General features: G+C 57.8%; 11 protein-coding genes. 1 reads left to right on the top strand and 10 read right to left on the bottom strand.

Features of this window, described 5'->3' with window-relative positions; all coding sequences use genetic code 11:
• Positions 1 to 63: 63 nt before the first annotated feature.
• Entirely contained in the window at positions 64 to 1068 is a 1005-nt protein-coding gene (locus IB212_RS15880; RefSeq protein ID WP_028013927.1) for a chemotaxis protein, read from the top strand.
• 91 nt (positions 1069 to 1159) lie between these two features.
• Here IB212_RS15880 and nuoN read toward each other — a convergent pair whose 3' ends face one another.
• From nuoN to nuoE, 10 genes are all read right to left on the bottom strand, one after another.
• Positions 1160 to 2617 (bottom strand): NADH-quinone oxidoreductase subunit NuoN, encoded by a 1458-nt coding sequence (gene nuoN / locus IB212_RS15885; RefSeq protein WP_028013929.1) that lies wholly within the window; start codon positions 2615 to 2617, stop codon positions 1160 to 1162.
• A gap of 6 nt (positions 2618 to 2623) precedes the next feature.
• On the bottom strand, positions 2624 to 4153 hold the full coding sequence (nuoM, locus tag IB212_RS15890; RefSeq protein ID WP_008500214.1) for an NADH-quinone oxidoreductase subunit M: 1530 nt from the start codon (positions 4151 to 4153) through the stop codon (positions 2624 to 2626).
• A 76-nt stretch (positions 4154 to 4229) separates the two neighbouring features.
• Positions 4230 to 6071 carry an NADH-quinone oxidoreductase subunit L gene (gene nuoL, locus IB212_RS15895; RefSeq protein ID WP_045629894.1) on the bottom strand — a complete coding sequence of 614 codons (1842 nt, stop codon included), beginning with the start codon at positions 6069 to 6071 and terminating at the stop codon, positions 4230 to 4232.
• A complete protein-coding gene (gene nuoK / locus IB212_RS15900) occupies positions 6068 to 6370 on the bottom strand; it encodes an NADH-quinone oxidoreductase subunit NuoK (protein WP_003861496.1) in 303 nt (100 codons plus the stop codon). The genes nuoL and nuoK overlap by 4 nt, the downstream gene beginning before the upstream one ends.
• Positions 6367 to 6921 (bottom strand): NADH-quinone oxidoreductase subunit J, encoded by a 555-nt coding sequence (gene nuoJ / locus IB212_RS15905; RefSeq protein WP_008500212.1) that lies wholly within the window; start codon positions 6919 to 6921, stop codon positions 6367 to 6369. The genes nuoK and nuoJ overlap by 4 nt, the downstream gene beginning before the upstream one ends.
• 10 nt (positions 6922 to 6931) lie before the next feature.
• Positions 6932 to 7474 carry an NADH-quinone oxidoreductase subunit NuoI gene (gene nuoI / locus IB212_RS15910; RefSeq protein ID WP_003861491.1) on the bottom strand — a complete coding sequence of 181 codons (543 nt, stop codon included), beginning with the start codon at positions 7472 to 7474 and terminating at the stop codon, positions 6932 to 6934.
• 13 nt (positions 7475 to 7487) lie between these two features.
• On the bottom strand, positions 7488 to 8465 hold the full coding sequence (gene nuoH, locus IB212_RS15915; protein ID WP_008500211.1) for an NADH-quinone oxidoreductase subunit NuoH: 978 nt from the start codon (positions 8463 to 8465) through the stop codon (positions 7488 to 7490).
• Positions 8462 to 11185, bottom strand: a complete 2724-nt coding sequence (gene nuoG, locus IB212_RS15920; protein ID WP_060571948.1) for an NADH-quinone oxidoreductase subunit NuoG — start codon at positions 11183 to 11185, stop codon at positions 8462 to 8464. Before nuoG ends, nuoH begins: the two co-directional genes overlap by 4 nt.
• Before the next feature lie 180 nt (positions 11186 to 11365).
• Positions 11366 to 12703 carry an NADH-quinone oxidoreductase subunit NuoF gene (gene nuoF, locus IB212_RS15925; RefSeq protein ID WP_188245945.1) on the bottom strand — a complete coding sequence of 446 codons (1338 nt, stop codon included), beginning with the start codon at positions 12701 to 12703 and terminating at the stop codon, positions 11366 to 11368.
• Positions 12700 to 13200, bottom strand: coding sequence for an NADH-quinone oxidoreductase subunit NuoE (gene nuoE, locus IB212_RS15930; RefSeq protein WP_006176513.1), 501 nt, complete (start codon positions 13198 to 13200; stop codon positions 12700 to 12702). The genes nuoF and nuoE overlap by 4 nt, the downstream gene beginning before the upstream one ends.

Below are 13200 nucleotides of genomic sequence, written 5' to 3' on the forward strand. Positions count from 1 at the left end.
CCTTCATTTTTCTCTCAGGATGCCGATAACGATTAAAAGGTCAGCATTTCTCTCGAGGGTAGAATGGATAATTTCCAGAAAGATATTGATGACAGGGCGAATCTCACCCTGTCGAACCGTTTTGAACTGTTGCTGTTCCGTCTTGGCACCTCTCTGAACGAAAATAAATCCGAGCTGTTTGGCATTAACGTCTTTAAGCTGCGTGAAATTGTGCCGATGCCGGAATTCACAAAACCCGCCGGGATGAAATCACCGCTGATGGGGATGGTGAATATTCGCGATCAGGTGATCCCGGTGATCGATCTGGCCGCCGTGGCGGGCTGTAAGCCTACCACCGGGCTGAACATCCTGCTTATCACCGAATATGCCCGAAGCGTGCAGGCCTTTGCCGTGGAGTCGGTTGAAAACATCATGCGTCTGGACTGGAAGCAGGTGCACGCGGCGGAAACGGCCGTCAGCGGCCGCTATATCACCAGCATTGCCTGCCTGGATGAGAAAACGGATACCAACGATCTGGCGATGGTGCTGGACGTTGAGCAGATCCTGTATGACATCACCCCAGCCAACCACGATCTGCACGCCACCAATCTGAAAACCACCAAGTTCAACATCAAGCCGGGCGCAGTCGCGATTGTGGCGGAAGATTCCAAAGTGGCGCGTTCGATGCTGGAGAAAGGTCTGCAGGCGATGGAGATCCCAGCGCAGCTGCACATCACCGGCAAAGACGCGTGGGAAAAAATTGGCGTGCTGGCCGCGCAGGCGCAGGCTGAGGGCGTGCCGATCACCGATAAGATCGCTCTGGTGCTGACCGACCTCGAAATGCCGGAGATGGACGGATTTACGCTGACGCGCAAAATCAAAACCGACCCGGTTCTGAAGGATATTCCGGTAGTGATCCACTCCTCCCTTTCCGGCAACGCCAACGAAGATCATATTCGCAAGGTGAAGGCGGACGGGTACGTGGCGAAGTTTGAGCTGAACGAGCTGTCGTCGGTGATTGAGGAAGTGCTGGATCGTTCGATGAAGAAGATTGGCGGGCCGTTGATTAGCCGGAAGCAGCTGGCTTAAGTCCTGTGCGGGCTGGTGCCCTCACCCCATCCCTCTCCCACAGGGAGAGGGCGCAAACCATAAAAAACCCGCCGAGGCGGGTTTTTTGTTTTTACATTAATGGCATCGCTCGCTGCACGATATCAATCAGCGGCTGCGGATAGATACCGAAGATCAGCACCAGCAGCGCGGAGATAAGCACTACGATACCACCGGCGCTGTACTGCCAGTTGCCTGGAGCATCACGGTTAAGCTGCTGAGGCGCGCTCAGGTACAGGCTCACGGCCACACGCAGGTAGTAGTACAGACCAATCGCGGAGCCGATAACGACACCGGCAGTCAGCCACCACAGGTGCGCCTGCACACCGACGGCCAGCACGTAGAACTTACCGATAAAGCCCAGCGTCATCGGGATACCCGCCAGAGAGAGCATCATCACGGTCATTACCGCGGACAGAATTGGACGGTGCCAGAACAGACCACGGTAGGAGAACAGTGAATCGGCATCCGGACCACGGTACGGGCTGGACATCAGGCTCACCACGCCGAAGGCGCCGAGGCTGCTGAACAGGTAACCGGCCAGATACACGCCTACGGCTTCCATCGACATCTCACCGCTCTGCAGCGCAATCAGCGCCACCAGCAGGTAGCCCAGATGAGAGATGGACGAGTAGCCCAGCAGACGCTTGATGTTGGTCTGGCTCAGCGCCATCAGGTTACCGAAGATGATGGAGACGAACGCGATGATGCCCAGCACCACGCGAACGGCTTCACTATCACCCACCGGCGCGTACAGGAACAGACGCATGACCACACCGAAGATAGCGATTTTGCTCGCCGTCGCCAGGAAGGTAGAGACCGGTGCAGGCGCACCCTGGTATACGTCTGGCGTCCACAGGTGGAACGGAACCAGAGAGAGCTTGAAGCCGAGGCCAACGATCATCATGCCCAGACCCGCCAGCAGCAGCGGCTCATGCAGCATGCCGTCGCCGAGGCTCTTGCCGAGCGCCATGAAGGAGAGGTTACCGGACTGTGCGTACAGCAGCGCAATACCAAACAGCAGGAAGGACGACGCGGCAGCAGACAGAATGGTGTACTTGATGCTCGCTTCCAGAGAGCGCTTCTGACGGAAGGCGTAACCAATCAGGCCGAACAGAGGCAGAGAGATCAGCTCAATACCGAGGAACAGCGCGGCCAGATGGTTGGCATTCGCCAGCAGAATGCCGCCCAGCGCGGCAATCAGTACCAGCAGGTAAAACTCTTCTTTGTTGTCGTTGTAGCCTTCGAGCCACGGGTAAGCAAAGGTACAGGTTGCCAGGCTCGCCAGCAGCACCAGCCCGGTATACAGCATGGCGTAACCGTCAACGCGCATCAGCGGGGTGACGTCCATCGCCCCGCCCTGGCCAACAAACCAGAGTGAGACTAACGCGGCGTTCAGGCCGATGACCGACAGCGTGGCATTCAGGAAGTGATTGCGTCGCCACGCAATGGAGAGCATCACAACCACCACCGTCAATCCGACGATCAGCAGCGGTAGCAGCGCGATCAGTTGTTGTGGAGTTATTGTCATGGCGAATTACGGCCTTGTAGTAGAAACAGAATTAACAAACCACTGCTGGATATTGCCCATCGCGCTGTGCGAGGTATCCAGAATCGGCTGCGGGAAGAAGCCCAACAGCACCAGCAGTACGACCAGCAGCAGGATGATGAACAGCTCACGCAGCGACATCCCCGGCAGTTCTTGTGCAGCAATTTCGCTCTTCGCTTTACCGAAGTAAGCGCGGTGCAGCATCGCCAGCGAGTACACGGAAGCGAACACCAGACCAAAGGTGGAGATCACGGTAATCACCGGTACCACTTTGAAGCTGCCGAACAGAATCATGAATTCGCCGACGAAGTTACCGGTACCCGGCATCCCCAGGGTAGCCACCGCGAAGAACATGGAGAGCGCTGGCAGCCATTTAATTTTGCTCCACAGGCCACCCATCATACGCATGTCGCGGGTGTGCAGACGTTCGTACAGCTGGCCGCACAGGATGAAGAGACCGGCTGCGGACAGACCGTGCGCAATCATCTGGATCACCGCGCCCTGGTACGCCAGCTGGCTGCCGGTGTAGATAGCAATCAGCACGAAGCCCATGTGGGAAACGGAGGTATAAGCAATCAGACGCTTGATGTCGTATTGCGTGAAGGCCATCCAGGCACCGTAGAAGATACCGATCACACCCAGCCACATGGCAATCGGTGCGAACTCCGCGGAGGCATTCGGGAACAGCGGCAGTGCGAAACGCAGCAGACCGTAGGCCGCCGTTTTCAGCAGGATGCCCGCCAGGTCAACGGAACCCGCCGTTGGTGCCTGGGAGTGCGCGTCTGGCAGCCAGCCGTGCAGAGGAACCACCGGCATTTTCACCGCGAAGGCAATGAAGAAGCCCAGCATCAGCAGGTATTCAACGCCGTGTGACATCGGGGTCTTCAGCAGGTCTTCATAGTTGAAGGTCCAGGTGCCGGTTGCGTTGTGATGAACGAACACCAGCGCCAGAATGGCAATCAGCATTACCAGACCGCTCGCCTGGGTATAGATGAAGAACTTGGTTGCCGCCGTGATACGCGTTTTACCGTCGGACGCCTTGTGGCCCCACAGCGCGATCAGGAAGTACATCGGCACCAGCATCATCTCCCAGAAGAAGAAGAACAGGAACATGTCGATGGCAAGGAACACGCCGATCACGCCGCCCAGGATCCACATCAGGTTCAGGTGGAAGAAGCCCTGGTATTTTTCGATTTCTCGCCAGGAGCAGAGTACCGCCAGAACGCCGAGCAGACCGGTCAGCACCACCATCAGCAGCGACAGGCCGTCAATCGCCAGGTGGATCGTAATGCCGAAACGCGGGATCCACGGCAGGATGAACTCAGACTGCCACTGCGGAATGCCCGCAGACTGGGTCAGTGAGTAACCGCCCTGCAACCACAGTTGCAGGCCAAGCGCGAGCGTCAATCCCATGGTGATCAGCGCGATCCAGCGCGGCATCTTCACGCCAAAGCGTTCAGTCTGCCAGCACAGGAAGCCGCCGATGAAGGGAATTAATATTAGCCAGGGTAGTAACATGGCGATTTACATTCCTTTTTAAGGCCCCCAGCAGGGGCCTGATTTTCAACGAATTCGAATAAAATTCACTTAACGATCAACGCAATACCATCAGCAGCGCCAGCACCACAACCGCACCGATGCTCATGGACGCCACATACCAGCGCAGGTAACCGTTCTCGCTGTACAGCAGGCCTTTACCTGCAAAGCGGGAGAGGATTGCCGGGATGTTCATCAGGCTGTTCAGCGGGTCGCGCTTCAGCAGCCACGCAACGCCCAGGAACGGCTTAACGAAGATCATGTCGTACAGCCAGTCAAAGCCCCACGCGTTGTACCACCAGGTGCCCAGCAGGCGGCCCGGCGCACTGTTGGCCACGGCAGTGACCAGCGTACGTTTGCCCAGCCACAGCCATGCCGCAATCAGGATACCCGCGATAGCGACCACACCGGAGGTGATTTCAAGCGTCAGAACGCGACCGTGCTCAAGCTCGGTGGTGTCTGGCAGTACGCCCTGCAGCGGTGGCACAATCATCGCGCCAACGAAGGTGGACAGTACCAGCAGCACAATCAGCGGCAGGTGGTGGGTAATCCCCTTCCCTGCGTGAGCGTGAATTTGTTCTTTACCGTGGAATACGATGAAAATCATACGGAAGGTATACAGGGAAGTCATGAACGCACCGACCAGACCCGCAACCATCAGATTGATATGACCATTCGCCATGGCACCCGCAAGGATTTCGTCCTTACTGAAGAAGCCCGCGGTGATCAGCGGCAGTGCCGCCAGCGCCGCGCCGCCCACCAGGAAGCAGACATAGACCAGCGGGATGGACTTACGCAGTCCGCCCATCTTGAAGATGTTCTGCTCGTGATGGCAGGCCAGAATCACCGAACCGGATGAGAGGAACAGCAGCGCTTTGAAGAACGCGTGCGTCATCAGGTGGAAAATGGCCGCGTCCCACGCCTGAACACCCAGCGCCAGGAACATGTAGCCAATCTGGCTCATGGTGGAGTACGCGAGAACGCGCTTGATGTCGGTCTGAACCAGCGCGGCAAAGCCTGCCAGCACCAGCGTGACCGCACCGACGATACCCACCAGATGCAGAATTTCCGGGGTCATCAGGAACAGGCCATGGGTACGCGCAATCAGGTAAACACCGGCGGTGACCATGGTCGCAGCGTGGATCAGCGCGGAAACAGGGGTTGGACCTGCCATCGCGTCGGCCAGCCATGTCTGCAGCGGCAGCTGTGCGGATTTACCCACGGCACCACCCAGCAGCATCAGCGTTGCCCACCACAGCATGTTATTGCCTGCGGCGAAGTGTGCTGGCGCCAGTTCCACCATCTCGCGGAAGTTCAGCGTGCCCAGTTCGTTGTAGAGAATGAACAGCGCGAACGCGAGGAAGACGTCACCCACGCGGGTCACGACGAACGCTTTCATGGCCGCTGCGCCATTCTTCGGATCGGTGTAGTAGAAACCGATCAGCAGGTAAGAGCACAGGCCCACGCCTTCCCAGCCCAGATACATCAGCAGCAGGTTATCGGCCAGCACCAGAACCACCATGCTGGCGATAAACAGGTTGGTGTAGGCGAAGAAGCGGGAGTAACCCTCTTCACCGCGCATGTACCAGGAGGCAAACATGTGGATCAGGAAGCCGACGCCGGTGACCACGGAGAGCATGGTCAGCGAGAGGCCGTCCAGCACCAGGTTGAAACCGATGTTGAAATCACCGACCGACATCCAGGTCCACAGCGGCACGCTGAAAGGCTGGCGTCCGTTGTTAAAGAAGTCGATACCCGCATACGCTGTGACCAGCGCGGCCAGGCCGACAGAGCCCATGCCAACGGTCGCGGACAGATTCTCAGACCAGCGGCCGCGAGAAAACGCCAGCAGCACGAAGCCAATCAGCGGAAAAATAATGGTTAAGGCAAGCATGTTCATCCACGCAACTCACTTACTGAATCGATGTTCAGATTCTGGCGGCGACGATGGAGCTGCAGCAACAGCGCCAGGCCAATACTCGCTTCAGCAGCCGCGAGGCTGATGGCGAGAATGTACATCACCTGACCATCGGTCTGGCCCCAGTAGCTTCCGGCGACCACGAAGGCCAGCGCGGAGGCGTTAATCATGATTTCCAGGCCGATCAGCATAAACAGCAGATTGCGGCGGATAACCAGACCGGTCAGACCCAGAACGAATAAAATCGCAGCGAGGATCAGTCCATGTGTTAAGGGGATCATGCGCGCTCCTCCGTTTTTCTTTTCGCGCGGTCGTCAGTGCGGTTGCTCAGCACCTCGCCAGCACGCTCTTCGCGGCCAACGTGGAAAGCCACAACCAGGCCTGCCAGCAGCAGCATAGAGGCCAGTTCCACCGCCAGAACGTATGGGCCAAAGAGCGTGATACCCACCTCTTTCGCACCAATTGGCGTGCCGTCGATGCCCTGATCGTTCACGCCCAGAATGGCGTAAACGATCACCACCAGCATGATGGCCGACAAAATTGCCGGGCCAATCCACACCTGCGGTTTTAACCACTGACGTTCCTGCTCAATTTCAGAGCCGCCCAGGTTCAGCATCATCACGACGAACACGAACAGCACCATGATGGCCCCGGCGTAAACGATGATCTCCAGCGCACCGGCGAAGTGCGCGCCCAGTGCGAAGAACACCCCGGAAATAGCCAGCAGCGAAATGATTAAGTACAGCAGCGCATGCACCGGATTGGTGTGCGTAATCACTCGCAGCGTAGCCAGGATGGCGATAAGGCCACAGATATAAAAAGCGAATTCCATTGCCCTCTCCTTACGGTAACAGGCTCTTGACGTCGATAGGCTTAGCTTCGTTCTCTGCTTCGCCCTTATCTTTGCCGTCGATTGCCATACCCGCCATCCGGTAGAAGTTATATTCCGGGTATTTGCCCGGACCGGAAATCAGCAGATCCTCTTTCTCGTACACCAGGTCCTGACGCTTGTACTCACCCAGCTCGAAGTCTGGAGTCAGCTGAATCGCCGTGGTTGGGCACGCTTCTTCACACAGACCGCAGAAGATGCAGCGTGAGAAGTTAATGCGGAAGAACTCAGGGTACCAGCGGCCGTCTACCGTCTCGGCTTTCTGCAGAGAGATACAGCCGACCGGACACGCAACCGCACACAGGTTACAGGCAACGCAGCGCTCGGAACCGTCCGGGTCGCGCGTCAGCACGATACGGCCACGGTAGCGCGGCGGCAGATATACCGGCTCTTCCGGGTACATCCGGGTTTCGCGTTTAGCAAACGCGTGCAGGCCGATCATCCAGATACTGCGTACCTGGGTACCGAAACCTACCAGTAATTCTTTTAAGGTCATGGTCTATAGCCCCTTATGGCTGCTGCCAGAGAATGACAGCTGCCGTTACCAACAAGTTGACGAGCGTCAGCGGCAGGCACACTTTCCAGCCGAAGGACATTACCTGGTCATAACGTGGACGCGGTAACGCTGCGCGAATCAAAATGAACATCATCATGAAGAACGCGGTTTTCAGCGCGAACCAGATGAACGGCGGTAAGAACGGGCCATGCCAGCCACCAAAGAACAGCGTTACCATCAACGCGGAAATGGTGACAATACCGATGTACTCGCCCACAAAGAACAGACCGAACTTCATGCCGGAATATTCAATGTGGTAACCGTCGGCCAGTTCCTGTTCGGCTTCCGGCTGGTCAAACGGGTGACGGTGACACACGGCCACGCCCGCGATAGCAAAGGTAATAAACCCAAAGAACTGCGGGATAACGTTCCAGATGTCGGCCTGGTTGTTGACGATGTCGGTCATGTTGAATGAACCGGCCTGCGCCACCACGCCCATCAGGGAGAGCCCCAGGAACACTTCGTAGCTCAGCGTCTGCGCGGAAGCACGCATCGCACCCAGCAGCGAGTATTTGTTGTTACTGGACCAGCCTGCGAACAGCACCGCGTAAACCGCAAGGCCTGCCATCATCAGGAAGAACAAAATGCCGATGTTCAGGTCAGCGACCACCCAGGTCGGGCTGACCGGAACGATAGCAAACGCCAGCAGCAGCGAGGTGAAGGCGATCATCGGTGCCAGAGTAAAGATCACGCGATCCGAGAAGCGCGGAATCCAGTCCTCTTTAAAGAACATCTTGATCATGTCCGCCACCAGCTGGAGTGAACCACCCCAGCCCACGCGGTTCGGTCCGTAACGGTTCTGGAACAGACCGAGAAGACGACGTTCACCAAAGCTCATGAACGCGCCGCAGGTGACCACCACCAGCAGGATAACAATCGCTTTCAGAATGCTCAGCAGGATGTCGATAAGATCCGGCGTTAACCAACTCATGCTTTTGCCTCCTGCAGATTATCAAGACGCGCACCCGCCAGAACCGGCGCGATGCCAGGCATACCCATCGGCAGACCGACCTGCCCTGCTGTCAGATTTTCAGAAATAATCAGCGGCAGGCTGATGCTCTGGCCGTCATAGCTAAAGGCGATGTTCGCGCCCGCGTTAACGCCAAGCTTCGCGGCATCCGCCGGGTTGAGCTTGATGTAAGGCTGCGGCATACGGGTCTGGAAGACCGGTGAACGCTGGGACAGCTCGTCGCTACCGAACAGGTGGTAGTACGGGGCAATACGCCAGCTACCGTCCTGCGCCTGGAAGCTCGCCGGTACGGTGGTGAAGAAGTCCAGACCGGTTTCGGAAGCTTCAATCAGACGCACGCCCGGATCGCCGTGGCGCAGGGAGCCACCCACTTCAGCCTGGAACTTGTTCCATGCCTGCGGGGAGTTCCAGCCCGGAGCCCATGCGAACGGAATTTGCGAACGCGGCGCAGACGGCTGGTTGTTCCCTTCCATGGAGAAGGCGAACATGGTGTCTTTATCCTGCGGCTGGCGCGGTTCGTGCACGCTGATGTTGGCACGCATCGCGGTACGGCCGCTGTAGCGGTGCGGTTCACGCGCCAGCTTCTGGCCGCGGATGCGGAAGCTTGCTTCAGGTGCGGCATCTTTAATGCCTGCCAGCTGAGGCAGTTTTTCCACCACCGCGTCGATAACGTGGTCGAGCTGCGTCCAGTCCACTTCACGGCTCTGCACGGTGCTGTGCAGGGAGTGCAGCCAGCGCCAGCTTTCCAGCATCACGGTGTTGCTGTCGTAGTACGCCGGGTCATAAACCTGGAAGAAACGCTGGGCGCGGCCTTCGTTGTTGATAACGGTACCGTCGCTTTCTGCGAAGCTTGCCGCAGAGAGCACCAGGTGCGCTTTGTCCATGATCGCGGTGCGCTGATGGTCAATGACCATCACCAGCGGCGCTTTGGAGAGCGCGGCGTCAACGCGAGCGGCAGACGCATGACGATGCAGATCGTTTTCCAGCACCACCACGGCGTCAGCGGAACCGGATTCCAGTTCGCTTAACGCTTCTTCCAGCGAGCCGCCGCCAATCATGCCCAGACCGATGCTGTTTACCGCACGGGCAATCATGGTCACGCCGACGTCTGCACCGCGGCCTTTCAGGGCTTTGGCAACGTTCGCGGCGGCCTGAATGATTTCAGCGCTACCGGCGTTGGTTCCGGAGATAATCAGCGGTTTCTTCGCACCTGCGAGGGCCTGAACAATCACGTCGACCTTGTTTTGCAGGTCGCGATCCAGCTCAACGGCCGGTGAGCTGTTGTCCAGCGCGTGGGCAATGGCAAAGCCAAGACGCGCCTGGTCTTCAACCGGCGCGCAGTAGGTCCACGCCGCGATATCGTCCAGACGGGTATTGTCGACGTTGGTTACAAACAGAGGGTGCTTAGCGCGCTGGCCGATGTTGAGGATCGCCGCAATCTGCCAGTCAGCCACTTTCTGCGCCGCTGCCATTTCACGTGCTTTACCCTTCACCGCCTGACGAACCGCCAGGGCCGCGCGGGCGCCGGTCTGCGTCAGGTCTTCACCCAGCACCAGAACCGCATCATAGGATTCAATTTCGCGCAGCGCAGGGGTATGGATACCGCCTTCACGCAACACTTTCAGTACCAGCTGCAGACGTTCCTGCTCGCCCTGAGCGATGCCGGTGTAGAAGTTTTCCGCTCCAACCAGCTCGCGCAGCGCGAAGTTGCTTTCGATGCTGGCGCGCGGGGAGCCGATGCCGATCACTTTCTTCGACTGGCGCAGAATATCTGCCGCGCCCTGCATCGCCTGTTCAGCATTCAGGGTAATGAAGTCGTCGCCACGGCGCTGGACCGGCTGACGCGGACGGTCTTTCAGGTTCACATAGCCATAGCCGAAACGACCGCGGTCGCACAGGAAGTAGTGGTTAACGGTACCGTTGTAACGGTTTTCGATACGACGCAGTTCGCCGTAGCGCTCACCGGGGCTGGTGTTACAGCCGAGGGAACACTGCTGGCAGATGCTTGGCGCAAACTGCATGTCCCATTTACGGTTGTAACGCTCGGAGTGGGTTTTATCCGTGAATACGCCGGTCGGACAGATTTCTACCAGGTTACCGGAGAATTCGCTCTCCAGCACGCCGTCTTCCGGACGGCCGAAGTAGACGTTGTCGTGCGCGCCATAGACGCCCAGATCCTGACCATCCGCGTAGTCTTTGTAGTAACGCACGCAGCGGTAGCAGGCGATGCAGCGGTTCATTTCGTGAGAGATGAACGGCCCCAGATCCTGGTTACGGTGGGTACGCTTGGTAAAGCGATAGCGACGGAAGCTGTGACCGGTCATCACGGTCATATCCTGAAGGTGGCAGTTACCGCCCTCTTCACAAACCGGACAGTCGTGCGGGTGGTTGGTCATCAACCACTCCACCACGCTTTCGCGGAACTGTTTGGCTTCTTCGTCATCAATCGAAATAAAAGTGCCTTCGGTGGCTGGCGTCATACAGGACATCACCAGGCGACCACGCGTGTCTTCCGCGTTTTGATATTGCTTCACCGCACACTGGCGGCAAGCACCGACGCTGCCCAGCGCCGGATGCCAGCAAAAGTACGGAATATCGAGGCCAAGAGACAGACAAGCTTCCAGCAGGTTGTCCGCCCCGTTGACTTCGTATTCTTTGCCGTCTACATGAATCGTAGCCATTAGCATGCTTCCAGTTGGCTCGGTCTAAACCGAGCGTTAATCAAAATTCTTTTTACGCTTCATCTTTCAGGCTGCCTCTGCGTTGGCTTCCCTCGCTCATACCAGTCACTTACTGATGTAAGCTCCTGGTATTCACTCAGTCGCCGCCTTGACGCAGTCTGAATGATTTTGCGTAAGACACTACCAGCGCGCTTTCAGCAGGTTCGGCTGAATACCATTGATCGAATGGGTATTGCTGAACGGCTGCTTGATGCCTGCTTCGAATTCGTCGCGGAAATATTTAATCGCGCTCTGCAGCGGCTCGACGGCACCCGGTGCGTGGGCGCAGAAGGTTTTACCTGGCCCTAAGAATCGACACAGTTGCTCAAGCGTCTCGATATCGCCCGGCTGGCCTTCGCCGCGCTCGATGGCGCGCAGGATCTTCACGCTCCACGGCAGACCATCACGGCACGGTGTACACCAGCCGCAGGACTCACGGGCGAAGAACTCTTCCAGGTTACGCACCAGCGAGACCATGCCGATCTCGTGGTCGACGGCCATCGCCAGCGCCGTACCCAGACGGCTGCCTGCTTTCCCAATGCTTTCGAATTCCATCGGCAGGTCAAGGTGGGCTTCGGTCAGGAAGTCTGTCCCTGCCCCACCCGGCTGCCAGGCTTTGAATTTCAGGCCATCGCGCATGCCGCCGGCGTAGTCTTCAAGAATTTCGCGTGCGGTGGTACCGAACGGCAGTTCCCAGACGCCAGGGTTCTTCACGCGCCCGGAGAAGCCCATCAGCTTGGTACCGGCATCTTTGCTTGAGGAGATGCCCTGATACCACTCCACGCCGTTGGCGAGGATAGCCGGGACGTTACACAGGGTTTCGACGTTGTTTACGCAGGTCGGTTTACCCCACACGCCGGAGCTTGCCGGGAACGGTGGCTTGGAACGCGGGTTCGCACGGCGACCTTCCAGGGAGTTAATCAGCGCAGTTTCTTCACCGCAGATGTAACGCCCGGCACCGGTGTGCACGAACAGTTCGAAGTCAAACCCGGTACCCAGGATGTTTTTACCCAGAAGGCCGGCTTCGGTGGCTTCGGCAATCGCGCGACGCAGGTTTTCAGCCGCTTCGATGTACTCACCGCGCAGGAAGATGTAGCCACGGTACGCTTTCAGCGCAAACGCGGAGATCAGCATGCCTTCCACCAGCAGGTGCGGCAGCTGCTCCATCAGCAGGCGGTCTTTGTAGGTGCCTGGCTCCATTTCATCGGCGTTACACAGCAGGTAACGGATGTTCATGGATTCGTCTTTTGGCATCAGGCTCCACTTCAGACCAGTGGAGAAGCCCGCACCGCCGCGGCCTTTCAGACCGGAATCTTTCACCGCATTAACGATGTCGTCCGGCGCCATGCCGCCAAGGGCTTTACGCGCACCGGCATAGCCGTTTTTGCTCTGGTATTCGTCGAGCCATACCGGCTGTTTGTCATCGCGCAGACGCCAGGTCAGCGGATGCGTCTCAGCAGTACGAATTACACTTTTCATTTGTACTGCTCCAGCAGGTCAGGAATCGCTTCCGGCGTCAGATGGCTGTGAGTGTCCTCATCAATCATCATGGTCGGCCCCTTGTCGCAGTTACCCAGGCAGCAGGTTGGCAGCAGAGTAAAGCGTCCATCGAACGTGGTCTGGCCCGGCTTGATATTGAGCTTTTTCTCAATCGCAGCCTGAATGCCCTGATAGCCGGTAATGTGGCAGACGACGCTGTCACAGTAGCGGATCACATGGCGGCCTACCGGCTGACGGAAGATCTGGCTGTAGAACGTGGCTACGCCCTCTACGTCACTTGCCGGAATGCCCAGCACTTTTGCGATCTCGTAAATCGCCCCATCCGGCACCCAACCACGCTGTTTCTGTACGATTTTCAGCGCTTCAATGGACGCCGCACGCGGGTCTTCGTAGTGGTGCATCTCGTGCTCAATGGCGGCACGCTCTGCTTCACTCAGCTCAAAAGCCTCGGTTTGTGGTTGTTGATTCTCGTGCAT

The organism is Enterobacter sp. E12 (assembly GCF_014596715.2).
Lineage (GTDB): Bacteria > Pseudomonadota > Gammaproteobacteria > Enterobacterales > Enterobacteriaceae > Enterobacter > Enterobacter bugandensis.

What these genes read in the sequence shown, in the direction of transcription:
- IB212_RS15880 (WP_028013927.1), top strand. Translation starts at nt 64, where the DNA reads ATGGATAATTTCCAGAAAGATATTGATGACAGGGCGAATCTCACCCTG.
- nuoF (WP_188245945.1), bottom strand. Translation starts at nt 12,703, where the DNA reads ATGAAAAGTGTAATTCGTACTGCTGAGACGCATCCGCTGACCTGGCGT.
- nuoL (WP_045629894.1), bottom strand. Translation starts at nt 6,071, where the DNA reads ATGAACATGCTTGCCTTAACCATTATTTTTCCGCTGATTGGCTTCGTG.
- nuoH (WP_008500211.1), bottom strand. Translation starts at nt 8,465, where the DNA reads ATGAGTTGGTTAACGCCGGATCTTATCGACATCCTGCTGAGCATTCTG.
- nuoM (WP_008500214.1), bottom strand. Translation starts at nt 4,153, where the DNA reads ATGTTACTACCCTGGCTAATATTAATTCCCTTCATCGGCGGCTTCCTG.
- nuoE (WP_006176513.1), bottom strand. Translation starts at nt 13,200, where the DNA reads ATGCACGAGAATCAACAACCACAAACCGAGGCTTTTGAGCTGAGTGAA.
- nuoG (WP_060571948.1), bottom strand. Translation starts at nt 11,185, where the DNA reads ATGGCTACGATTCATGTAGACGGCAAAGAATACGAAGTCAACGGGGCG.
- nuoJ (WP_008500212.1), bottom strand. Translation starts at nt 6,921, where the DNA reads ATGGAATTCGCTTTTTATATCTGTGGCCTTATCGCCATCCTGGCTACG.
- nuoI (WP_003861491.1), bottom strand. Translation starts at nt 7,474, where the DNA reads ATGACCTTAAAAGAATTACTGGTAGGTTTCGGTACCCAGGTACGCAGT.
- nuoK (WP_003861496.1), bottom strand. Translation starts at nt 6,370, where the DNA reads ATGATCCCCTTAACACATGGACTGATCCTCGCTGCGATTTTATTCGTT.
- nuoN (WP_028013929.1), bottom strand. Translation starts at nt 2,617, where the DNA reads ATGACAATAACTCCACAACAACTGATCGCGCTGCTACCGCTGCTGATC.